Origin of the sequence: Sphingobium sp. Leaf26, assembly GCF_001421665.1 — a bacterium.
Classification (GTDB): domain Bacteria; phylum Pseudomonadota; class Alphaproteobacteria; order Sphingomonadales; family Sphingomonadaceae; genus Sphingobium.
Window position 1 is genome coordinate 25110 of sequence record NZ_LMKV01000002.1, and the last position, 23292, is coordinate 48401.

Genomic DNA, 23292 nt, shown 5'->3' on the forward strand with positions numbered 1-23292 from the left:
ATTGCCGTCGTCGCCCCGATCGTCATTCCACCCAGTCGAGGCCGATGTCGCGATAGATGCCGCGATCATTCTCCCAGTCTTCCTTCACCTTGACGTGGAGATAGAGATGGACCTTCACGCCCAGCAGGATTGCCAGTTCGGCGCGGGCCTTCGACCCGATTTCCTTGAGGCGCTGACCGCCCTTGCCCAGGACGATGGCGCGCTGCGTCGGGCGACCGACCAGGATCTGCTGGTGGATTTCGACCGAGCCGTCGTCGCGCTCCTTATATTGTTCGGTGTCCACGGCGGCGGCATAGGGGAGTTCGGCGTGGAGCTGGTGATAGAGCTGCTCGCGCGTGATTTCCGCCGCCATCATGCGGTCGGTGGCGTCCGACACCTGATCTTCCGGGAAGTGCCATGGTCCTTCGGGCATGGCGTTCGCGAAGGCGGTCTTGAGTTCGGGCAGGCCATCGCCGGTCGCGGCCGAGACGAAGTAGATTTCGTCGAAACCCAGTTGGTCGTTCAGCTTTTGCGTGTGGGCCAGCAGCCGTTCCTTGGTGGCGATATCCACCTTGTTGATGATGAGCCATTTGCGTTCGCTGCGATGCTTGAGCGCTTCGACGATCGGTTCCAGCTTGGGGCCAAGGCCGGCCTTGCCGTCGATGACCATGGCAATGAGGTCAGCGCCCTGCGCGCCGCCCCAGGCCGCCTGTACCATGGCGCGGTCCAGCCGCCGCTTGGGCGCGAAGACGCCAGGCGTGTCGACCAGCACCAGTTGCGCGTCGCCCTCGATCGCGACGCCCATGACGCGGGTGCGCGTGGTCTGCGCCTTGGGGCTGGTGATCGCCACCTTCTGCCCCACCAGCGCGTTGACCAGCGTCGATTTGCCCGCATTGGGCGCGCCGACGATGGCGATGACGCCGCAGCGCTGGTTTTCAATGTCCTTGTCCAAAAATAACTCCGTTCGCGCTGAGCCTGTCGAAGCGCTTTACTTTTTTTTGTTCGATCGCGCCAAGCTGGAGATCAATGCCCAATCTTCGCGGATCAGAGCCAACTTCTTGGCCCGGTTCCAGCCTTTGATCTGCCGTTCGGCCTCAAGTGCTTCCATACGCGTGCCGAAGGCTTGCGACCAGACCAGTTTTACCGGCAGGCGCGTTTGGGTGTAGCCGGGGATTTCCCCACTCTCATGCTGGGCAATGCGCTGTCCCAGATTGTCGCTATGCCCGACGTAGAAACTGCGGTCTGCGCAGTGGAGCATGTACGCCCAGAATGTCATGCCCGGCTCGAAGAAGGAAAGCCCTTCGACAGGCTCAGGGCGAACGGGTTGATGAAGCGCTTAATCAACCCGTCAGCTTCTCCAGCAGGGCCTTGGCCGCAGCCGTTTCGGCTTCCTGTTTCGATGCGCCGGTCGCGCTTGCCTCGCCCGCCCCCTTGATCGACACGGTGACCGTGAAGCGCAGGGCGTGCTGGGGGCCGGACCGGTCGGTCAGCGCATATTCTGGCGGTTTGCGCTTGTTGGCGGCGGCCCATTCCTGAAGATAGGATTTGGGATGGCGCGGGGCGCTGGTCTGGGTGTCGACCCGGTCGGCCCAGAGGCGGCGAACCAGGGTGCGCGCTTCTTCCAGCCCGCCTTCCAGATAGAGGGCGCCGATCAGCGCTTCCATGACGTCGCCCAGCACATTGTCGCTGTTGGTGGCGCCATCGTCACGGGCCTGTTTGCCCAGCACCAGATGCCTGGGCACGCCGGCGGCGCGTGCGACTTCGGCACAGGTTTCGCCCGATACCAGCGCGTTGAAGCGGCGGGACAGCTTGCCTTCGGGTTCGTCGGCAAAGCTTTCGAACAGCCATTCACCGATCAGCAGGCCGAGGATACGATCGCCCAGGAACTCCAGCCGTTCGTAATTGACGGCCTTGGCGCTGCCATGAGTCAGCGCCTGTTCGAAGGTCGCGGGATCTTTCGGCGCGCGGCCGATCAGATCCTTGAGCCAGGCAGGCGTGTCAGAGGCAGGAACGGTCAGCTTCAAAAGCCTTCCCCGATCCGGCTCCAGCGCGCGGCGGTGAACCAGGTCCAGGGCAGCAGCCAGTTGGCGCTGCCATCGGTCGAGAAGACCGAGATCACCGCCTTGCCCACCAGATTTTCTTCTGGGACGAGGCCGATGCCGCCGCCTTCGACCGCCGGGAAGCGGCTGTCGGCGCTGCGATCGCGATTGTCGCCCATCATGAACAGCTTGCCTTCGGGCACCAGCACCGCGTCGCGATCATCGGCCGCGCCATCGGGCAGCAGGTCGAGGACATTGTAGCTCTTGCCGCCGGGCAGCGTTTCGCGGAATTGCGGGTAACGGCACTGCCTGCCGCCGTCGGACGCGGCTTCCTCGAAATCCGGGCGATAGCAGGGGGAGGCCGCGCCTTCCTTCGCCGAAGCGTCGATCATGTTCTGCGTCACCGGGATGACGAGGTCGGCGACCTTCTGCTTCGGGATCGCCTGACCGTTCAGATAGACGGCTCCGCCGCGCACCGCGATCTGGTCACCGGGCAGGCCGATGACGCGCTTGATATAGTCGTTCTTCTGGTTCGGTGGCGCCTTGAACACCACCACGTCGCCACGCTCAGGCGTGGAGGCGAGGATACGGCCGGGGATCAGCGGAATGCTGAACGGCAGCGAATAGCGGGAATAGCCATAGGGCCATTTGGCCACCAGCAGATAGTCCCCGATCAGCAGGCGCGGCTGCATGGATTCCGACGGAATGTTGAACGGCGAAATGATGAAGCTGCGCAGGATGAAGACGAACAGCCCGAGCTTGGCGAGAAACCAGAGGAAGTCCCGCGTTTCCGATTTGGCAGTCATGGAGTGTCGTCTGATCCCTTGAGAAGGCCCATAAAGCGGCCGTGGCGGCTTTTGGAGCCTGCGAAGGTGCGCGTCAAGCAGTCGTTGCCGATGCAAAACCCGCCGCTTTGGGCTAAGCATAGCGGGAATCGACCGGTGCAGCGTCGATATCGACCAACGTCATAGAGGATATTGCATGACCAGCCCTGCACAGCCGAGTTCCTTGGCGTCCATCGCCGCGCTTCCGCAAGCAGACCTCAAGTCGATTTTCACGACCGATCCCGATCGCCTGTCCAAGCTGGTACTGAGCCAGGGGCCGATCCGGTTCGACTGGTCCAAGACCCATCTGACCGACGATGTGCTGGCAGGCTTCCTGACGCTGGCGCAGGAACAGGATTTTGCCGGCTGGCGCGATGCGCTGTTTTCAGGGCAGGCGGTCAACAACAGTGAAGGCCGTGCCGCCGAGCACCCCGCCGAACGGGGCGAGGGCAATGCCGACAGCGTCGCCCATGCCAAGATGCTGCACAACCGGATGCGCGGCCTGATCGATGCGATCGAGGCGGGCGCGCTGGGCGAGGTGCGCCATGTCCTGCATATCGGCATCGGCGGGTCGGCGCTTGGCCCCAAGCTGATCGTCGATGCGCTGGACGGCGATGGCGTGCGCTATGACGTGGCGATCGTGTCCAATGTGGATGGCACGGCGCTGGAGCGGGCGCTGGAAGGGTTCGATCCGCACACGACTTTGATCGCGATCGCGTCGAAGACCTTCACCACCGGCGAGACGATGCTGAACGCGGCGAGCGCGATCAACTGGATGGTCGAGGCGGGCGTGGACGATCCCTATGGCAAGGTGATCGCGCTGACCGCCGCGCCGGAAAAGGCGATGGAATGGGGCGTCGATGAAACCCGCATCCTGCCCTTTGCCGAAAGCGTGGGCGGACGCTATTCGCTTTGGTCCTCGATCGGCTTCCCGGCGGCGATGGCGCTGGGCTGGGATGCGTTCGAGAGCCTGCTGGAGGGCGCGGCGGCGATGGACCGCCATTTCCGCCTGTCCGCTCCGTCCGAGAATGCGCCGCTGATCGCGGCCTTTGTCGACCAATATTATGCGCGGGTGCTCGGTTGTCAGACGCGCGCGCTGTTCGCATATGACGAACGGCTGGCGCTGCTGCCCTCCTATCTCCAGCAACTGGAGATGGAGAGCAATGGCAAGAGCGTGACCCGCGACAACCAGCCGGTCGTTGGGCCGACCGCGCCGATCACCTGGGGCGGGGTGGGCACCGATGCGCAGCATGCGGTGTTCCAGTTGCTGCATCAGGGCACGGTGATTTCGCCGGTCGAGTTCATCGCCTCGATCGAGCCGGGTCATGTGCTGGACCCGGCCCATCATCGCGCGCTGCTGGTCAACTGCTTCGCGCAGGGCGCTGCTCTGCTGCGCGGCAAGGAGAATGCGGACGATCCGGCGCGGGCCTATCCCGGCAACCGGCCGTCGACCACGATCCTGCTGGACGATGTGACGCCCGAGGCGCTGGGCGCGCTGATCGCTTTCTACGAACATCGCACCTTCGCCAATGCAGTGCTGATGGGCATCAACCCCTTCGACCAGTTCGGCGTGGAACTGGGCAAGGAGATCGCCAAGTCGATCGAGGCCGATGGGCCTACGGGGTTCGACCCGTCGACCATGGCGCTGATCGAGTTGGCGATGGGGGCAGAATAAACACACAACCGTTCGTTTCGAGCGAAGTCGAGAAGCGCTGGTGCAGCGCTTCCGCTTCTCGACACGCTCGAAGCGAACGGAGGTGGTTTGGGTACCAGCAACAATATTCCCATTTGTAACTCCGTCCCCCAGCCGCCATATCCGCCCCCAAGTTTGATGGCGCAGCGCCCTGTATGCGACGCGCCGAGCGGAGACCTGGCATGAGCGAGTTTGATTTCGACCTTTTCGTCATCGGTGCAGGATCGGGCGGCGTGCGCGCCTCCCGCGTCGCGGCGGCGCATGGCGCGAAGGTGGCCGTGGCCGAGGAGTTTCGGGTCGGCGGCACCTGCGTCATTCGCGGCTGCGTGCCCAAGAAGCTGCTCATCTATGGCGCGCATTTCGCCGAGGACCTGAAGGATGCACGCCGGTTCGGCTGGAAGGTGCCGGAATGCGGTTTTGAATGGACGACGTTGCGCGACAATGTGCTGGGCGAGGTCGACCGGCTGGAAGGGCTGTATGGCAATACGCTCGACAGTCACAAGGTCGAGGTGATCCGCGAGCGCGCGACCATCACCGGACCGCATGGCGTCAAGCTGGCGAGCGGGCGCGAGGTGACGGCCAAGGTGATCCTGGTCGCGACCGGCGCCTGGCCGATCGTGCCGGAGGTGGAGGGCGCCGAACATGGCATCACCAGCAACGAGGTGTTCCATCTGGACGAATGCCCCAGGCGGATCGTGATCGTCGGCGGCGGTTATATCGCCAATGAATTTGCCGGCATCTTCCACCAGTTCGGCAGCCATGTGACGATGGTCAATCGGGGCAGCGACCTGCTGCGCGGTTATGACGCGCAGATCCGCGACCGGCTGCTCCAGATCAGCATGACCAAGGGGATCAATTTCCGCTTCAATGCGAAGATGGACCGGATCGAAAAGAATGACGACGGCACGCTGTGCGTCCATTTCAAGGATGGTGATCCGGTCGCGGCGGACGTGGTGTTGTTCGCCACCGGGCGCAAGCCGCATGTCGACGGGCTGGGTCTGGAGACGGCCGGGGTGGACCTGACCGACAAGGGCGCGATCAAGGTCGACGATTATAGCCAGACCAGTTGCGAAAGCATCTATGCGGTGGGCGATGTCACCGACCGGCTGCAACTGACGCCGGTGGCGATCCGCGAAGGGCACGCCTTTGCCGACACGGTGTTCGGCAACAACAAGCGCAAGGTCGACTATGGCTCCGTGCCTTCCGCCGTGTTCAGCCATCCGCCGCTGGCCGGGGTCGGCCTGACCGAGGCGGACGCCAAGAATAAATATGGCACGGTGAAGGTCTACACCTCCGACTTCCGGCCGATGAAGAATGTGCTGGCGGGGCGCGAGGAACGGGCGCTCTACAAGATGGTGGTGGATGCGACGACCGACAGGGTGGTCGGGCTGCACATGATCGGGCCGGATGCGCCGGAGATATTGCAGGCCGCCGCGATCGCGGTGAAGGCGGGACTGACCAAGCAGGATTTCGACGACACCATCGCGCTGCATCCCAGCATGGCGGAAGAACTGGTGCTGCTGAAATGACGTGATCCTCCCTGGCACGGGAGGTGGCTGGCCGTAGGGTGGGCTGAGGGGGGTGTGCCGTGGGGCAGTTCCCCCCTCCACCTATCGCTACGCGATCGGTTCCCCTCCCCGTGCCGGGGAGGAAAAGGTCACCACCAGTGCGTCGCGCCAGGCGGGCGCGGCGGGATCGACGGGGTGGATTTCCGTCACGCCGTGCAGGATGCGGTGATCGTCGATCAGCATCGTGTCGGCGGGGTCGGTCAGGGTGAATTCGCCCAGCGCCGTGCCGTCGGGTGCGCCGATCCGGGTGACGCCTTCGCGGACATTGCGGCGTTCGACCAGCATCACCAGCACATGATCGACGCCGTCGCGGTGCATGCCTTCGGGCGTGGGGCGGCCGTTTTCGTCCGGTTTTGCCTCGATCCGGAACTGGTGCATTTCGACATGCCACCGGCCTCTGGCGGCGGGATCGAAGCTGTCGGCGCAGAAGGCGAAGATCGACCGGAGGGCCGGATTGGCGACCGTGGCGTCCTCCACCGGATCGAACCAGCGCTGCACATCGCCGTTCAGCGGGTTATAGTCGCGGCTCTGATAATGGGGCTGGTGCGGCTTGCGGGTGAAGCGACCCTGTTCCAGCGCGAAGGCGGCGTGGCGGCGGCGGCGGTAGCGGCCGCCATCGGCCATGTAGAGATCGGGGCCGAGATCGTTCCAGCTTTGCGCGAAGGCCGCCCAGTCGGGTTCGGCTATGTCCAGCCGGTCGAACATCGCCGCGCCGGACAGGCGGGCATAGCCGTCCGTCAGCAGGGCATCTTCGATCGGGGATAGGCTGTCCGTGTCGCTCATCGTCATTCCTCTAGTGGAGGGTGGAGACGAGCGACAGGGCCAGTTTCCGCAGGGTGGGTTGTTGGCACTTCGACCCCGTTCGTCCTGAGTAGCCATTGAGCGAAGTCGAAATGGCGTATCGAAGAATTACGCGCCGCGCCTGATGCTTCGATATGGGTCTTCGACTTCGCTCAGACCCTACTCAGCACGAACGGATGAGTGGGACGGGCTTACGCGATCGTGGGCACCATGCCGCCTTCGACCCGCACGGCTGCGCCGTTGGTGGCTGCGGCGAGGGGGCTGGCGAGATAGGCGACCATGGCGCCGACCTCGTCCGCTTCGATCAGCCGCTTGATGAGCGAGAGCGGGCGCAATTTGGTGAAGAACTCGGCTTCGCGATCGGCTTCGGGTGCGTCCTTGTTGTCGACCACGGAGCGGATGAAGTCGACGATCCCTTCCGAACGGGTCGGGCCGGGGAGGACGGAATTGACCGTGACGCCGGTGCCGCGCGTATGTTCGGCAAGGCCGCGCGAGATGGACAGCTGGGCCGATTTGGTCATGCCGTAATGGATCATTTCGGCGGGTGGCAGCAGGCCGCTTTCGCTGGCGATGAAGATCACCCGGCCCCAGTTGTTGGCAAGCATCTTAGGGAAATAATGGCGGGAAAGGCGCGCGCCGCTCACCACATTGACCTCGAACAGATGGTGCCAGTCCTCGTCGCTGATGTCGGCAAAGTCCTTGGCTTCGTAGATGCCGAGGTTGTTGACAAGGATGTCGGTCGAAGGAACGGCGGCGATCAGGGCGGCGGCGCCGTCCGCCGTGGCGGGATCGGCAAGGACGGCGTTGACGGGCAGGCCGATTTCGGCAGCGGCAGCGTCCAGCTTCGCCTGGCTGCGGCCGGTGATGGTGACGGTGACGCCTTCCTGCGCGAGGCGTTTGGCGATAGCGAGGCCGATGCCGGCGGTCGATCCGGTGACGATGGCGCTCTTGCCGGTGAGTTTCAGGTCCATGGGCTTTTCCCCTTCGAGTTGAGACAGCGAGTTGGACAGGTAAATAGATATTTGCTTAGTGATGATTAGATGGAATGACATCACTTCAGAAGTGAATTGAAATCATGGATAACCGGTTCGGCGACGTCGAGAATTTCCTGATGGTGGCGGACGCGGGCAGTTTTGCCGCCGCCGCCAAGGCTTTGCGCCTGACCCCGTCGGCGGTGAGCCGATCGATCACGCGGCTGGAGCAGAGGCTGGGCGTGGTGCTGGTGCGGCGGACGACACGGTCGCTGGCGCTGACGCGGGAAGGACAGGCCTATCATGACCGGATGATCGCGATCCTGGGCGACATGTATGAGGCCGAAAACAGCCTGCGCACCGAGGGGCAGGGGCCGCGCGGGTTGTTGCGGATCAATGCCTCCCCCTCCTTCGGCATGGAGTATCTGATCCCGATCCTGCCGCAGTTCGGGGTGCGCTATCCGGCGGTGACCGTGGACCTGACGCTGACCGACGCTGTCGTGGACCTGGTCGAGGAGCGGGCGGACATCGCCATCCGCATCGGGCCGTTGCGCGACACCAGCCTGCGCGCCAAGAAGCTGGGGCATAGCAGGATGCTGCTGGTGGCCAGCCCCGATTATCTGGCGCGGCGGGGGACGCCCATGACGCCCGACGATCTGGAAGCGCATGACTGCCTGCGCTTCAGCTTCCGTCGGTCGGTCGATAGCTGGCCGTTCCGCGTGAAGGGCAAGCATGTGCAGCGGCCGGTGCCGGGACGCTTCTTCGGCAATTCAGGCGAGGTGGTGCGGCAGATGGCGGTCGCGGGCGCGGGCATTGCGCGGCACGGCCGGTTCCATGTCGCGCGCGACCTGCGCGAAGGGCGGCTGGTGGAGGTGCTGGCGGAATATAATGCCGGCGACGGGGAGGATATTCACGCCCTTTATGCGGCGGAGGACCGGGCAGCGGCGCGGGTGCGGGCGTTTCTGGATTTTCTGGACGAGGCGATGGTGGTGGAGGGGTGAAGACGCCTCTCCATAGCAAAGGGCTATGGAGAGGCATGATAATCATTTTTTGCCGCATGAATCCGTCTCGGCATGACGCCTATGCTTGATTTCCAAATCTGGATATATAAGAATATATATTCTAGTATAGAGGGGAATGGCATGTTGACGCGCCGTCAGTTCGGGAAAGCACTGAGCGGATCTATAGCCTTGCTGTCCGGCCCTGCATGGGCGGCACCCTTCCGTACCATACCGCAGCGCGCTTCCGCTCGGGTCATCGTGGACAATGATTTTTCGGGCGACCCGGACGGGCTGGTGGCGCTGGCCCATCAGTTGCTGACGCCTAAGACGCGCACGGTGCTGTGTACGTCTTCGGCGCTGGACCGCAAGCTGGTCGGCAGCGTGCCGCCGGATCGGTCTGCTGTGGTTGGCAAGGGTATCGCGCTGGACCTGATCCGTCGCGCGAAGCTGGCCGATGCGCCGCCGGTCGAGGCCGGGTCCGAAAATCTCAATCTGGTTGCTCCCGAAGCCAGCGCGGCGGCCAAGGCGATCGTGGCGGAGGCGATGCGCGACGACAAGCTGCCGCTCTACATCACATGCGGCGGGCCGCTGACCAACGTCGCGGCGGCGATCTGTCTGAAACCGGAGATTGCGCAGCGGATGACGCTGATCTGGATCGGCGGCGGGCGCTATCCGCAGGGCGGGTGGGAATATAATCTGTCGGCCGATCTAGCGGCGGCGCGGATCGTGATCGAGCAATCGGCGATCCCGATCTGGCAGATACCGCAGAACGCCTATCGCCAGATGCAGTTTTCCGTGGCGGAATTGCAGGACCAGATGCGGCCCATTTCGGATTTCGGCGCGTGGCTGTACGACAAGTTCACGACACCACCCGCCTTTGTCGATGTCGGCGGCAGTTGGCCGCTGGGGGACAGTCCGACCGTGTTGTTGAGCGCGATTTCCGGCGAAAGCAGCCAATATGTCGATCGGCCGGCGCTGCGGATCAAGCCGGACGGTAGCTATGGCGATCCGGTCGGCAATGGCCGGATGATGCGCGTCTATGAAGTGCTGGACGCCCGTCTGACCTTCGAGGATTTCCTGTCGCTGATGCGGATGCACGCAGCGAAGAGGTGAGCTTACAGGGAGGCCAGGGCTGCGTTCACTCAAATGCAGCGCGCCTTGCTTCTCGACTTCGCTCGAAGCGAACAGACAGGGAGTGACGGCCTATCCCTTCACCCGATCCAATACGGTACGATCTGGCGGTTGTCCGGGTCGACATGGATCGGCCGGTCGGCGGGCGGGAAGGCGCGCTGGTCGCAGCTTTGGCGGGGGCATAGGCGGCAGGTGATGCCGATCGGCGTCGCGGCGCCTTCCTCGGCCAGATGGAGGCCGTCGGCATAGACGAAGTTCGCCGCGTGCGCCGTTTCGCAGCCCAGCACCACGGCGTAGCGGCGCGGGGTGCGCTTGTAGCTGCCCGACGGCTTTACGAGGCCTTTCGCCATGGAGACATAGCGTACGCCATCGGGTGTTTCGCCCAATTGCACGTTGATGCGGTCGGGCACGGCGACGGCTTCATGGACGTTCCAGAGCGGGCAGGCGCCGCCGAAGCGGGCGAATTGCAGGCGGGTGGCGCTGTGGCGCTTGGTGATGTTGCCCGCCATGTCGACGCGGCAGAAGAAGAAGGGGATGCCGCGCAGGCCGGGGCGCTGGAGCGTGGAGAGGCGGTGGCAGGCCTGTTCGAAGCTGACGCCGAAGGTGCGGGCGAGCCGGTCGATATCGTGGCGCATCGCGCGGGCGGCTTCGCGGAAGGCGGCATAAGGCAGGAGCAACGCGCCGGCGGCATAGTTGCCAAGGCCGATCGCCAGCAACCGGTCGGCGCCGGGAACGGGCAGGGCCGCTTTGCGAACCACATCGGCGATCACCGCCTGCCCCTCCAGCATCATCAACTGGTGGGCGAGCATGAACTTGCGGCTTTCGGTCGGGAGCGCCGCGTTGATGAACAGCTTGCGTTCCGCCGCGCGATAGGCGCGCAGGGCGCTGTCGGGCGTTTCGGCGATCAGCGTTTCGATGCCATGGCGGCGGGCGAGCGCCTCCACCAGCATGCCTTCGTCCAGGGCCTGCCCCTGGGTAAAGCTTTCCGCCATTTCCTCCGCCAGGCAATCGAGCGGATGGACATAATTTCCCGCCTCGTGGAACCAGTCGCGCGCAGCCTCCCATGGCAGGCGGGCCTGCACCTCATGATCGTTGGCAATCGCCTCCTCGATCATGTTGATGCGTTCGTTGGCGCGCATATGGGCATTGTAGAGATCGACATAGCGCGCCGCGAATTCCGGGAATTGCAGGTGCAGCTTCTCGATCCGTTCCGGCTCCATCTGGTTGCCGGGCAGTTCGGGATGGCCCAGCGCATAGGTGAAGGCGCCCAGAAGCTGTTCCTCCTCCCGACTGTCGAAGCTGGCCCAGTCGGTCGGAAAGGCGCTGGCGAGCGCGGCCTTGACCTTGGCGGTCAGGGGGCGATCGTCATTTTCCATCTGCGAAAGATAGGATACGGATATGCCCAGTGCCTGCGCCATCGTAGCCTGGTCCATCCGATGGTCCAGACGAAGCTGGCGCAGGCGAGGACCTGCGAAGATGCGGTTGCCGCGTGCCATGTTTCTGCCTTCCCTTGCGCCCCTCATCGCTTCGCTAAGCGCATGACGGTGACGCAAAGATGGACCTTAATTGCGAAGTCGCGATTTGCAAATTAGCAAATTTACATTTGCGAACTTTGCCATGGGCTGGGTAGGGGAGAGGCAAGGCGGCCGATGTCGCACATGGGAGAGATGTAGGAATGTCGAAGCTCGCCATCATCGAACAGCTTGAAACCAAGCGGGAGGCCGCGCGTATGGGCGGCGGCCAGCGGCGGATCGACGCCCAGCATGGCAAGGGCAAGCTGACCGCGCGCGAGCGGCTGGACGTGCTGCTGGACGAAGGCAGTTTTGAAGAGCTGGACATGTATGTCGAGCATAATTGCATCGATTTCGGCATGGACGAACAGCATATTCCGGGCGACGGCGTCGTCACCGGATCGGGCACGATCAACGGCCGGCTGGTGTTCGTGTTCAGCCAGGACTTCACCGTCTATGGCGGCGCGGTGTCGGAACGGCATGCGATGAAGATCTGCAAGATCATGGACATGGCGCTGAAAGTGGGTGCGCCGGTGATCGGCCTGAACGACAGCGGCGGTGCGCGCATTCAGGAAGGCGTAGCGTCGCTGGGCGGCTATGCGGAGATTTTCCAGCGCAATGTGCTGGCGAGCGGCGTGGTGCCGCAGATCAGCGTCATCATGGGGCCGTGCGCGGGCGGCGCGGTATACTCGCCGGCGATGACCGACTTCATCTTCATGGTGAAGGACAGCAGCTTCATGTTCGTGACCGGCCCGGATGTGGTCAAGACGGTGACGAACGAGGTCGTCACGCAGGAGGAACTGGGCGGCGCGGTGACGCATACGACCAAGTCGGGCGTGGCGGACGTGGCGTTCGACAATGATATCGAGGCGCTGCTGGCGACCCGCGATTTCGTGGACTTCCTGCCCGCGTCGAACAGGGAGCCGGTGCCGGAGCGGCCGACCGCGGACGCATGGGACCGGATCGAGGAGAGCCTGGACACGGTGATTCCGGCCAATGCCAACCAACCCTACGACATGCATGAAGTCATCCGCAAGGTCGTGGACGAGGGCGACTTCTTCGAGGTGCAGCCGGCCCATGCCGGGAATATCCTGTGCGGTTTCGGCCGGATCGAGGGCAAGACGGTGGGCATCATCGCCAACCAGCCGATGGTGCTGGCGGGCGTGCTGGATATCAACTCGTCCAAGAAGGCGGGGCGGTTCGTGCGCTTCTGCGATGCGTTCGAGATACCGATCGTGACCTTCGTGGATGTGCCGGGCTTCCTGCCAGGCACGGCGCAGGAACATAGCGGCATCATCAAGCATGGCGCGAAACTGCTGTTCGCTTATGCCGAAGCGACGGTGCCCAAGATCACCGTCATCACGCGCAAGGCTTATGGCGGGGCGTATGACGTGATGAGTTCCAAGCATCTGCGCGGCGACCTGAACTATGCCTGGCCGACCGCCGAGATCGCGGTGATGGGGGCGAAGGGCGCGGTCGAGATCATCTTTCGCGGCAGGACGGCGGAGGAGATTGCGGAGCGGACGGCGGAATATGAGGCGCGCTTCGCCAACCCGTTCGTGGCGGCGAGCAAGGGCTTCATCGACGAGGTCATCCAGCCGCATTCGACGCGCAAGCGGATCGCGCTGGGGCTGCGCAAGCTGAAGAACAAGGCGCTGGAGAATCCGTGGAAGAAGCATGACAATATTCCTCTCTAACTAAGGTCCGTCATCCCCGCGAAGGCGGGGATCCATCTCCGGGCCTCGCGCCTTGGGATGGGGTGGGAGATGGATTCCCGCCTTCGCGGGAATGACGAAGTTTAGGAACGCATGATGAAACTCGGCCGTCTCAACCATATCGGTGTCGCCACGCCGTCGCTTGAAAAGAGCATTGCTTATTATCGCGATGTCATGGGCGCGACGATCGCGCATGAACCCTTCGACCTGCCCGCTCAGGGGGTGAAGGTGTGTTTTGTCGATACGCCGGGCGAGAATGGGACGGCGGGGACGCAGATCGAGTTGATCGAGCCGTTCGACGCAAGCTCGCCGATCACTGCCTTCATCGCCAAGAACCCGGCCGGGGGGCAGCATCATATGTGCTATGAAGTGCCCGATATTCTTGAGGCCAAAGCCTGGTTCGAGCGGCTGGGCAAGAAGGTGTTGGGCGAGCCGCGCATCGGGGCGCATGGGACGCCGATCTTCTTCGTGCATCCCAAGGATATGAACGGGGTGCTGACCGAGATCATGGAGACGCCGAAAGAGGCGCATTGAGGTTTTAATCCTCCCCCCACGGGGGGAGGCGCGAGACTTAGGGGCTGCGCAGCAGACCCTAAGTCGCAGCGGAGAGGGGGCACGACGCCCGATGGGGCGAACCCCCTCTCCAACTTCGGCTAGGCAGCAAGCTGCCAAGCCTGCGTATCCTCTCCCCGCCGGGGAGAGGGAGTAAGGGTGGAATATGACCGAGAAGCCGACGCTGGATCAGTGGGCCGCCGCTGCCGCCAAGGAAGTGAAGGGCAAGGATCTGAACTGGGATACCCCCGAAGGTATCCGGGTGAAGCCGCTCTATACCGCCGAGGATGTGGCCGTCGATCCGGGCCTGCCGGGCTTTGCGCCGTTCACGCGGGGCGTGCGCGCGTCCATGTATGCGGGGCGGCCATGGACCATCCGGCAATATGCGGGCTTTTCGACAGCCGAGGAATCCAATGCCTTTTATCGCCGCAATCTGGCGGCGGGGCAGAAGGGGCTGAGCGTTGCGTTCGATCTGGCCACTCATCGCGGTTATGACAGCGACCATCCGCGTGTGACCGGCGACGTGGGAAAAGCCGGCGTGGCGATCGACACGATCGAGGATATGAAAATCCTGTTCGACGGCATTCCGCTCGACAAGATGAGCGTGTCCATGACCATGAACGGCGCGATCATTCCGGTGCTCGCCTTCTTCATCGTCGCGGGCGAGGAACAGGGGGTCGATCGCAAGCTGCTCGACGGGACGGTCCAGAACGACATCCTCAAGGAGTTCATGGTCCGCAACACCTATATCTACCCGCCAGAACCCAGCATGCGGATCATCAGCGACATTTTTGGCTATACGAGCCGCGAGATGCCCAAGTTCAACAGCATCTCCATTTCCGGCTATCATATGCAGGAAGCCGGCGCGACACAGGTGCAGGAACTGGCCTTCACCATCGCCGACGGCATCGAATATGCGCGCTATGGCATGGCGAGCGGCCTGGACATCGACAATTTCGCCGGGCGTTTGAGCTTCTTCTTCGCGATCGGCATGAATTTCTTCATGGAAATCGCCAAGCTGCGGGCGGCCCGCGTGCTGTGGCATCGCGCCATGACGAAGCTGGGCGCGCAAAGCGAGCGCAGCAAGATGCTGCGCACCCATTGCCAGACGAGCGGCGTGTCGCTGACCGAGCAAGACCCGTATAACAATGTCATGCGCACCACGATCGAGGCGATGGCCGCGATGCTGGGCGGGACGCAGTCGCTCCATACCAATGCGCTGGACGAGGCGATCGCGCTGCCGACGGATTTTTCCGCCCGCATCGCGCGCAACACGCAGATCGTCATTCAGGAAGAGACGGGCATGTGCAATGTCGTCGATCCGCTGGGTGGCAGCTATTATGTCGAGAGCCTGACCCAGCAACTGGTCGATGCCGCGCAGGAGATTATCGACCGGGTGGAAAGCGAAGGCGGCATGGCGAAGGCCGTGGCGGCGGGCTGGCCCAAGGCGATGATCGAAACGGCGGCGGCGGCACGGCAGGCGCGGGTCGATCGTGCCGAGGACGTGATCGTGGGCGTCAACAAATATCGGCTGGCGAGCGAAGACCTGCTGGAGACGCTGGAGGTCGATAATGCCAAGGTGCGCGAGGCGCAGATCGCGCGCATCAACCGGGTGAAGGCGGAGCGCGACGAGGATGCCTGTCAGGCCGCGTTGCAGGCGCTGCGCGACGCCGCCGCCGCGCCGCAGTCGATCGAGACGAACTTGCTGGCCCATGCGGTCCAGGCGGCGCGGGCGCGGGCCACGCTGGGCGAAATCTCCTCCGCCATGGAGGATAGTTTCCAGCGCTACGGCACCCAGCCGACGCCGGTGAAGGGCGTCTATGCAGCGCCTTATGAAGGAGACAAGCGCTGGCAACAGGTTCTCGACGGCGTGCAGGCCGTCGAGCGGCGCCTCGGTCGGAAGCCCAAACTTCTTGTAGCCAAGATGGGGCAGGATGGACATGACCGGGGCGCCAACATCATCGCATCGGCGTTCGGCGACCTGGGCTTCGACGTCGTGTCCGGTCCCTTGTTCCAGACGCCGGAGGAAACGGTGGTGCTGGCGCTGGAGAGCGCGGTCGATGTGGTGGGCGCGTCGAGCCTTGCGGCCGGGCACAAGACGCTGATTCCCGAACTCATCAACCGGCTGCGGGAACAGGGGCGTACCGATATCAAGGTGATCGCCGGCGGCGTGATCCCGCCGCAGGATTATGACTATCTTCGGGACGCCGGGGTTCAGGGCATTTATGGGCCTGGGTCCAATGTCGTGGAGTGCGCGGCCGACGTGCTGCGCCTGCTCGGCCACAACATGCCCCCCGCCGGGCTGGACGAAGCGGCATGATCCTGTCGCTGATCATGGTTGCGACAGCGGCGCCCGTGATCCGATATGATCCGACGGATCGTGCGTTGGCGCTGAGTGCGCCCGCGTCTGTGGTCGCCACCTTTCGTCGAGCCTGTTTTGATCCTTTTCCAGACGGGAAAAAAGTCGCTGCTGTGATGAGCGTGGCGGGTACCGGCTTTAGCGCGTACCAACCTGCGTCCCAACTGGACAGTCAGATACAGGCCTTGTTTCCATCCAGCATGTGGATGTCGCCGACCATGACGGTGCGATTCATCGCGCGAGGCGCAGATGCGGGCGACATGCCCGACCCGCAATGCAGTGTGATGGCAAGAGTGGCGGCCGACGAGCAACCGGAAGCCCTGTTTTCCGTTCTGGCAGGCGAAGTTGGATTGCCAGCAGGGAAAGTCGTGGGCAAGAAGCGCTACCGCACGTCGATGTGGGACATTGCGCGTGCCGATGGGCAGCGCTGGCGCGTCATTTTGGGCACCCAGCGTGAGGACGATGGCCTGCACCTTCGATTGTCCATGCTCAATCTCATGCCGGAAACACGCAAATGACTGCCATTCAAGCCCGTACCGACTGGACCCGCGAAGAGATCGCGGCGCTGTTCGACCTGCCCTTCAACGACCTGATGTTCGAGGCGCAGTCGATCCATCGGGCCAACTTTCCGCGTAACGAGGTGCAGCTTTCGACGCTGCTGTCGATCAAGACCGGCGGTTGCCCGGAGGATTGCGGGTACTGCAACCAGTCGGCATCGGCCGAAAGCGGGCTGAAGGCCGAAAAGCTGATGAGCGTGCAGGCGGTGATGCAGGCGGCGGCGCAGGCGAAGGATGCGGGGTCGTCGCGCTTCTGCATGGGCGCGGCCTGGCGCAATCCCAAGGAGCGGGACATGCCCGCCATCGTCCAGATGGTGCAGGGCGTGCGCCAGATGGGCATGGAAACCTGCATGACGCTGGGGATGCTGAGCGAGGGGCAGGCCAAGACTTTGGCCGATGCGGGCCTGGATTATTACAACCATAATATCGACACTTCGCCTGAACATTATGAGAAGGTGATTACGACGCGGACGTTCGATGACCGGCTGGAAACGCTGGAGAATGTGCGCAATTCCGGCATTAACGTCTGTTCCGGCGGGATCGTGGGCATGGGCGAGACGCGCGTGGATCGCGTCGGGTTTTTGCACGCGCTGGCCGTGCTGCCGACCCATCCGCAAAGCGTGCCGATCAATGCGCTCGTGCCGGTCAAGGGCACTGTGCTGGGGGATATGCTGGCCGACACGCCGCTGGCGAAGATCGACGAGATCGAGTTCGTGCGGACGGTGGCCGTGGCGCGGATCGTGATGCCGCAGAGCATGGTGCGGCTGTCGGCGGGGCGTGAGAGCATGTCGGAGGCGTGTCAGGCTTTGTGCTTCATGGCGGGGGCGAACAGCATCTTCACCGGCGACAAGCTGCTGACGACGGCGAACGCTGGCGACAATGCGGATGCGGCGCTGTTCGCGAAGCTGGGCGTCGTGCCGATGCAGGCCGAGGTGAAGGTTGCGATGGAGGCGGCGGAGTGAGTTTTGCGCCCACCTCCGTCACCCCGGACTTGATCCGGAGTCCCGCTTCTTCACGGCCCTTGCGCGGGAAGCAATCGGGATGCCGGATCAAGTCCGGCATGACGGGTGTGGGATGGGCGCATGACTGGCGGTAAAGTAATCGCTCTTTCTTGGCTGACTTTCGCTGTTCTTATCCTCAGCACGGGATCGGCTTGGATCGGTTGGTATGTTGCTTTGCCTGTTCTGCTTGTTTGGCTAACCGGCATCTATTTCATTTTTCGGCGGAAACCTTCTCGCTGAAACACAACATCCGTTCGCCCTGAGCTTGTCGAAGGGCGGCACTTTTTCGAAGCGAAGAACGGGGCTTCGACAGGCTCAGCCCGAACGGCTGATAGGATAGGACTGGGACAGGGAATAAAATGGCAATCACCAAGATCCTGATCGCGAACCGTGGCGAAATTGCGTGTCGTGTCATGCGCACGGCCAAGACAATGGGCATCAAGACCGTTGCGGTCTATTCCGATGCCGACGCCCGCGCGCCGCATGTGCTGATGGCGGATGAAGCCGTGCATATCGGCCCGTCGCCCGCCGCCCAATCCTATCTGATCGCCGACAAGATCATCGCGGCGTGCAAGCAGACCGGTGCGGACGCGGTCCACCCCGGCTATGGTTTCCTTTCCGAGCGGGAGAGTTTCCGCAAGGCGCTGGACGCCGAGGGCATCATCTTCGTCGGTCCCCCGGCCAATGCGATCGCGGCGATGGGCGACAAGATCGAGTCCAAGAAGCTGGCGCTGGCCGCTGGCGTCAATGTCGTGCCGGGGTTCGTGGGCGTCATTGATGACACCGAACATGCGGTGCGCATCTCCAACGAGATCGGCTATCCGGTGATGATGAAGGCGTCGGCTGGCGGCGGCGGCAAGGGGATGCGGCTGGCCTATAGCGAGCAGGATGTTCGCGAAGGGTTCGAGGCGACCAAGCGCGAAGGTCTCGCCAGCTTTGGCGACGATCGCGTGTTCATCGAGAAGTTCATCGAAAGCCCGCGCCATATCGAAATTCAGATACTGGGCGACCAGCATGGCAACATCGTTTACCTGAACGAACGCGAATGTTCGATCCAGCGCCGCCACCAGAAGGTGGTCGAGGAAGCGCCTTCGCCCTTTGTCAGCCCGGAGATGCGCAAGAAGATGGGCGAGCAGTGCGTCGCTCTGGCGCGGGCGGTCGGCTATTTCAGCGCAGGGACGGTCGAGCTGATCGTCAGCGGCGAGGACAAGACCGGGGACGGCTTCTACTTCCTTGAAATGAATACCCGGTTGCAGGTGGAACATCCCGTCACCGAGGAAATCACAGGTGTCGACCTGGTCGAGCAGATGATCCGCGTGGCCAATGGCGAGGCGCTGTCGTTCGGGCAGGCCGATGTGAAGATCAACGGCTGGTCGATCGAGAACCGGGTCTATGCCGAAGATCCCTATCGCGGCTTCCTGCCGTCGACCGGCCGCCTGATCCGCTATAATCCGCCCGAAACCGGCACGGACGAGAGCGGCGCGCTGATCCGCGTGGATGACGGCGTGGAGGAAGGCGGCGAAGTGTCGATCTTCTACGACCCGATGATCGCCAAGCTCATCACCTGGGCGCCGACGCGGCTGGAGGCGATCGACAAGCAGATCGAGGCGCTCGACAAGTTCGAGATCGAGGGGCCGGGGCATAATATCGATTTCGTGTCCGCGCTGATGCAGCATGAGCGGTTCCGGTCGGGCCATATCACCACCGGCTTTATTGCCGAGGAATATCCTGACGGGTTTCAGGGCGCGCCTGCGTCGCCTGAATTGCTGGTGCGGCTGTCGGCGATCGGCGCCTTCGCGGCGATGGCGCAGGCCGACCGCGCGCGCCGGATCGACGGACAATTGGGCAAACGCCTCGCCCCGCCGACCGGCTGGCAGGTGAAGATCGGGGATGCGATCCATGACGTCGTGATCGACGGTGACGAGGTGACGGTCGATGGTCAGGCCGTCGACATGGCGCTGGAATATACGCCGGGCGACCGGTTGATCGAGGCGGAGTTTGGCGAGGAGGCATTGGCCGTGCGGATCGCGCCGGTGCGGTCGGGCTTCTTGCTGACGGCGCACGGGGCGAGCCACAAGCTGCGCATTCTGCCTGCCCATGCCGCTGCCCATGCCAGCCATATGATCGAAAAGATCCCGCCGGACCTGTCGCGCTACCTGATCTGCCCGATGCCGGGCCTGCTGGTCGCGCTGCATGTGGCTGAAGGTGACAAGGTCGAGATCGGCCAGCCGCTCGCGGTGATCGAGGCGATGAAGATGGAAAATATCCTGCGCGCGCAAAAGGCGGGTGTGGTCAAGAGCGTGTCGGCGGCGCAGGGCGAGAGCCTGCCGGTGGACGCCATCATCCTGGAAATGGCATGACACATGGCCTCCCCCGCTGTGCCGGGGGAGGCTCTACAGCCTTGCCTTTCTTGCCATAACCCCGGAACAAGGGGGCAAGAGCATAGCGAGGTGATGACATGACGCAGCCCCAGACCGCCCCCGCCGCGCCCGAGATCAGCTTCGATGATTTTCTGAAGGTCGACATAAGGGTCGGCACGATCATTTCGGCCGAACCCTATCCGGAGGCGCGCAAGCCGGCCTACAAGCTGCTGATAGATTTCGGCCCGGCGATCGGGCAGAAACGATCGAGCGCGCAGATTAGCGTGAACCACAGGCTGGAGGATCTGCCGGGGCGACAGGTCGCCGCCGTCGTCAACTTCCCGCCGCGCCAGATCGGCAAGTTCATGTCGCAGGTGCTGACGCTGGGCTTTGCCGACGAAGCTGGCGCCGTCACGCTGTTCGCGCCGGACAAGGTCGTGCCGAACGGGGCGCGGATGTTCTGATCGGTTAGAGCCGACCGGACAGCGCCCATTTGCGCACGATCCGTTCCAGCCCATCCACGACTCGTGCCAGCCGGACATAGTCGAGGCGGTCGGGTGTGTCGGCCTCGCTATGATAATAGCGGTAACGGAAGGGGGCTGTGTCGGTGACCATCAGGGCGGGCACGGAGATTTGCGCGAAAGACCAGTGATCCGACCAGTCGACCCCCTGTACGAAGGCCGGAGCGCTGCCGCCGACGCTGGGGAAGGGAGCAGCGTCGCGGAAGGCGCCGACCGTCGATCGAACGAAGGAGCGGGATTGGGGCATCCCGACGAAAGCGACGAAATCGCCGGTGTTGGGGTAGAGGAGGGATAGCGGAAATGGATAATGCTGGCTGCCCGGCCGATCGCTGTAATAGCCGAGCGTTTCCAAGGAGATCATGGCGAGAATCGGTGTACCGCTGTCGGCGAGTGCGCGCGCATAGACCATGCTGCCCATGCGCTCGGTCTGGAAATAGGGCGGCTCCTCATTGGCAAACAGGACGAAGCGCAGGCGCAGCCTGGCCTTGCCATGCAGATCGGCCAGCGCCCGCGCCAGTTCCAGCGTCGCCGCCGTGCCCGATCCGTTGTCGTTTGCGCCAGCCGTCGTGCCATAGCTGTCATAATGCGCACCGATCACCAGCATCGGCGCCTGCGGATCGGCAGGATCGAGCGTTGCGTCGATATTGACTGTGCCGGGTACGCCGGGAATGGGCTGGCGGCGGGGCGCATAGCCCATCTGACGCAATTGTGCCTCGATATAGGCGGCGACTACGGCCATTTCGCGCGGGTGGGCGGCGTTGTGCGGCTTGCGGGCGATGATCGCGATATGGCCACGCAGCCGGTCGGCGATATGCGTCTGGTTCGGCGTGAGCGCAGGAAGCGGTCCTTCATGAGAGCGTCCCGGCACCGCCGTCATCCATAGCAAAGCCAGCAATGGCGACAGGATCAGGATCAGCAAAAGGGCGTAGAGTGCAAAGCGCAGATATCGTACACTGATCCGCTCGATCCGGCCTGTTCCATCCATAAGCTTGATCCTCCCCATCGTGCCACCATAGGCGAAACGGGAAAGATGGCGACAGGCGATGTTGGGGCTGTCCTGCCGCTTCGGTTCGCGGCATGATCCGTGTAGTGACGATGTGAGCTTTGAGGGCGGGATGGCGGTGGCGGTGGGGGATGGCTATGTGATGGATGCGAAGCGGGACCGGCTGGTCATTGCCGCGTCCGCGCTGGGCACCGTGTTCGAATGGTATGATTTCTATATCTATGGCGTGCTGGCGCCGATCATCGGGCGGACCTTTTTCCCGACCGACAATCCGACGGTCGAGTTGCTTTATACGCTGGCGGGCTTTGCCATCGGCTTTGCATTTCGCCCGATCGGGGCGGTGCTGTTCGGTTATCTGGGCGACAGGCTGGGGCGCAAATATACGTTTCTGGCCACGATCATCCTGATGGGGCTGGCGACGGCGGGGGTGGGCCTTACCCCGTCGGCCGCCAGCATCGGCGTGGCGGCGCCGATCATCCTGATCGCGCTGCGGATCGGGCAGGGGCTGGCGCTGGGCGGCGAATATGGCGGCGCGGCCATCTATGTCGCGGAACATGCGCCGGCGGGGAAGCGCGGCTTCTATACCAGCTTCATTCAGGCCGGCGTGATCGGCGGCTTCATCCTGTCGCTGATCGTGGTGGTGGGCACGCAGGCGATCGTCGGCAAGGCGGTGTGGGACGATTGGGGATGGCGCATTCCCTTCATCTTCTCGCTGGCGCTGCTGGGGATTTCGCTGTGGATGCGGTTGATGCTGCGCGAAAGCCCGGTGTTCCTGGCGATGAAGAAGGCCGGCGCGCAGGCGAAGAACCCGATCAAGGAAGCGTTCACCGCGCCGGGCAACAAAAAGCGGATGTTCGTGGCGATGATCGGCATCGCGGCGGGCTTTACCGTGATCGCCTATACGGTGATGTTCCAGGCGCTCTATTTCCTGCAAAACAGCCTGCATGTCGCGGCGGGGGTGGCGCAATTGCTGGTCGGGGGCAGCGCCTTCATCGGCATGGGCGCCTTCATCTTCTTCGGCTGGCTGTCCGACCGGATCGGCCGCAAGAAGCCGATCGTGATCGGCTATGCGCTGGTGCTGTTGCTGGCCTTGCCGCTCTATCAGTTCATGGGGGCGACCGCCAATCCGGGGCTGGCGGCGGCGGCGGAACGGGCGCCGGTGGTGGTGAGCGGCCCCGATTGCCGTTTCGATCCCTTTGCCAAGATCCAGCCGACCGCTTGCGGCAAACTGCTCGATCATTTCTCCAAGCGCGGCATTCCCTACGACAAGACGGAGGGCGCGATACCGGCCGTGGCGATTGGGGGGGTCGGGGTGGCGGACCTGAGCGGCGAAGGACTGGATGCGGCGCTCAAGGCCCAGGGCTATGATTTCGGCGCGGTGACGCCGGACTGGCCGCGGGCGATGATGCTGTTCGCCGCGCTGCTGCTGCTGTGGACGCTGTCGGGCGCGACCTATGGTCCGGTGGCGGCTTTGCTGTCGGAATATTTTCCCGCGCGCATCCGTTATAGCTCGCTGTCCATGCCCTATCATGTCGGCACCGGCTATTTCGGCGGTTTCCTGCCGCTGGTCAGCCAGTATATCGTCGCGCGGACGGGCAATCCCTATGCGGGGCTATGGTATACGCTGGCGATCGTGGCGCTGGCGCTGGTGACTTGCCTGATCGCGCTGCCAGAAACGAAAGATCGCTCTCTCGACGCCTGAAGGG

General features: G+C 63.5%; 20 protein-coding genes. 12 read left to right on the forward strand and 8 right to left on the reverse strand.

The window, feature by feature from the left end; all coding sequences use genetic code 11:
• Window positions 1–22: 22 nt before the first annotated feature.
• From era to lepB, 4 genes are all read right to left on the reverse strand, one after another.
• Complete coding sequence (gene era / locus ASE85_RS04765; RefSeq protein WP_056684443.1) at window positions 23–931, reverse strand: GTPase Era; 909 nt, start codon at window positions 929–931, stop codon at window positions 23–25.
• 36 nt (window positions 932–967) lie between these two features.
• Window positions 968–1255, reverse strand: coding sequence for a GIY-YIG nuclease family protein (locus tag ASE85_RS04770; protein ID WP_056684447.1), 288 nt, complete (start codon window positions 1253–1255; stop codon window positions 968–970).
• Between the two features lie 64 nt (window positions 1256–1319).
• Window positions 1320–2003 (reverse strand): ribonuclease III, encoded by a 684-nt coding sequence (rnc, locus tag ASE85_RS04775; RefSeq protein ID WP_156358205.1) that lies wholly within the window; start codon window positions 2001–2003, stop codon window positions 1320–1322.
• A complete protein-coding gene (gene lepB / locus ASE85_RS04780; RefSeq protein ID WP_056684450.1) occupies window positions 2000–2824 on the reverse strand; it encodes a signal peptidase I in 825 nt (274 codons plus the stop codon). Before lepB ends, rnc begins: the two co-directional genes overlap by 4 nt.
• Before the next feature lie 175 nt (window positions 2825–2999).
• Here lepB and pgi point away from each other — a divergent pair, with 175 nt between their 5' ends.
• A complete protein-coding gene (pgi, locus tag ASE85_RS04785) occupies window positions 3000–4517 on the forward strand; it encodes a glucose-6-phosphate isomerase (RefSeq protein WP_056684453.1) in 1518 nt (505 codons plus the stop codon).
• 200 nt (window positions 4518–4717) lie between these two features.
• Window positions 4718–6064 carry a glutathione-disulfide reductase gene (gor, locus tag ASE85_RS04790; protein ID WP_056684455.1) on the forward strand — a complete coding sequence of 449 codons (1347 nt, stop codon included), beginning with the start codon at window positions 4718–4720 and terminating at the stop codon, window positions 6062–6064.
• Window positions 6065–6151: 87 nt separating this feature from the next.
• Here the strand turns inward: gor and ASE85_RS04795 are convergent, their stop codons facing one another.
• On the reverse strand, window positions 6152–6886 hold the full coding sequence (locus ASE85_RS04795; protein WP_056684458.1) for a 2OG-Fe dioxygenase family protein: 735 nt from the start codon (window positions 6884–6886) through the stop codon (window positions 6152–6154).
• Window positions 6887–7095: 209 nt separating this feature from the next.
• Window positions 7096–7875: an SDR family NAD(P)-dependent oxidoreductase gene (locus tag ASE85_RS04800; protein WP_056684461.1), complete on the reverse strand. Its 780-nt coding sequence runs from the start codon at window positions 7873–7875 to the stop codon at window positions 7096–7098.
• A gap of 104 nt (window positions 7876–7979) precedes the next feature.
• Here ASE85_RS04800 and ASE85_RS04805 point away from each other — a divergent pair, with 104 nt between their 5' ends.
• Both ASE85_RS04805 and ASE85_RS04810 read left to right on the forward strand, forming a co-directional pair.
• A complete protein-coding gene (locus ASE85_RS04805) occupies window positions 7980–8876 on the forward strand; it encodes a LysR substrate-binding domain-containing protein (RefSeq protein ID WP_056684464.1) in 897 nt (298 codons plus the stop codon).
• A 141-nt stretch (window positions 8877–9017) separates the two neighbouring features.
• On the forward strand, window positions 9018–9989 hold the full coding sequence (locus tag ASE85_RS04810) for a nucleoside hydrolase (protein ID WP_056684467.1): 972 nt from the start codon (window positions 9018–9020) through the stop codon (window positions 9987–9989).
• A 98-nt stretch (window positions 9990–10087) separates the two neighbouring features.
• Here the strand turns inward: ASE85_RS04810 and ASE85_RS04815 are convergent, their stop codons facing one another.
• On the reverse strand, window positions 10088–11503 hold the full coding sequence (locus tag ASE85_RS04815; protein ID WP_056684470.1) for a helix-turn-helix domain-containing protein: 1416 nt from the start codon (window positions 11501–11503) through the stop codon (window positions 10088–10090).
• Window positions 11504–11682: 179 nt separating this feature from the next.
• Between ASE85_RS04815 and ASE85_RS04820 the strand changes: the two genes are divergently transcribed.
• The 7 genes from ASE85_RS04820 to ASE85_RS04850 all read left to right on the forward strand — a co-directional run bounded on the left by ASE85_RS04820 (window position 11683) and on the right by ASE85_RS04850 (window position 20526).
• A complete protein-coding gene (locus ASE85_RS04820; protein ID WP_056684473.1) occupies window positions 11683–13215 on the forward strand; it encodes an acyl-CoA carboxylase subunit beta in 1533 nt (510 codons plus the stop codon).
• Window positions 13216–13329: 114 nt separating this feature from the next.
• Complete coding sequence (gene mce / locus ASE85_RS04825) at window positions 13330–13767, forward strand: methylmalonyl-CoA epimerase (RefSeq protein ID WP_056684810.1); 438 nt, start codon at window positions 13330–13332, stop codon at window positions 13765–13767.
• 184 nt (window positions 13768–13951) lie between these two features.
• Window positions 13952–16105 carry a methylmalonyl-CoA mutase gene (scpA, locus tag ASE85_RS04830; RefSeq protein WP_056684476.1) on the forward strand — a complete coding sequence of 718 codons (2154 nt, stop codon included), beginning with the start codon at window positions 13952–13954 and terminating at the stop codon, window positions 16103–16105.
• The gene (locus ASE85_RS04835; protein WP_056684479.1) at window positions 16102–16662 is read left to right on the forward strand and encodes a hypothetical protein; all 561 of its coding nucleotides are present in this window, start codon (window positions 16102–16104) and stop codon (window positions 16660–16662) included. The genes scpA and ASE85_RS04835 overlap by 4 nt, the downstream gene beginning before the upstream one ends.
• Window positions 16659–17663 (forward strand): biotin synthase BioB, encoded by a 1005-nt coding sequence (gene bioB / locus ASE85_RS04840; RefSeq protein WP_056684482.1) that lies wholly within the window; start codon window positions 16659–16661, stop codon window positions 17661–17663. Before ASE85_RS04835 ends, bioB begins: the two co-directional genes overlap by 4 nt.
• 398 nt (window positions 17664–18061) lie before the next feature.
• Window positions 18062–20062, forward strand: coding sequence for an acetyl-CoA carboxylase biotin carboxylase subunit (locus ASE85_RS04845; RefSeq protein WP_056684485.1), 2001 nt, complete (start codon window positions 18062–18064; stop codon window positions 20060–20062).
• Window positions 20063–20160: 98 nt separating this feature from the next.
• On the forward strand, window positions 20161–20526 hold the full coding sequence (locus ASE85_RS04850) for a tRNA-binding protein (protein ID WP_056684487.1): 366 nt from the start codon (window positions 20161–20163) through the stop codon (window positions 20524–20526).
• Window positions 20527–20530: 4 nt separating this feature from the next.
• On the opposite strand, the gene ASE85_RS04855 is transcribed toward ASE85_RS04850, so the two are convergent.
• Complete coding sequence (locus tag ASE85_RS04855) at window positions 20531–21568, reverse strand: M28 family peptidase (protein WP_056684490.1); 1038 nt, start codon at window positions 21566–21568, stop codon at window positions 20531–20533.
• A 130-nt stretch (window positions 21569–21698) separates the two neighbouring features.
• On the opposite strand from ASE85_RS04855, the gene ASE85_RS04860 reads away from it, so the two are divergent.
• Window positions 21699–23288 carry an MFS transporter gene (locus ASE85_RS04860; protein WP_056684493.1) on the forward strand — a complete coding sequence of 530 codons (1590 nt, stop codon included), beginning with the start codon at window positions 21699–21701 and terminating at the stop codon, window positions 23286–23288.
• Window positions 23289–23292 lie beyond the last annotated feature (4 nt).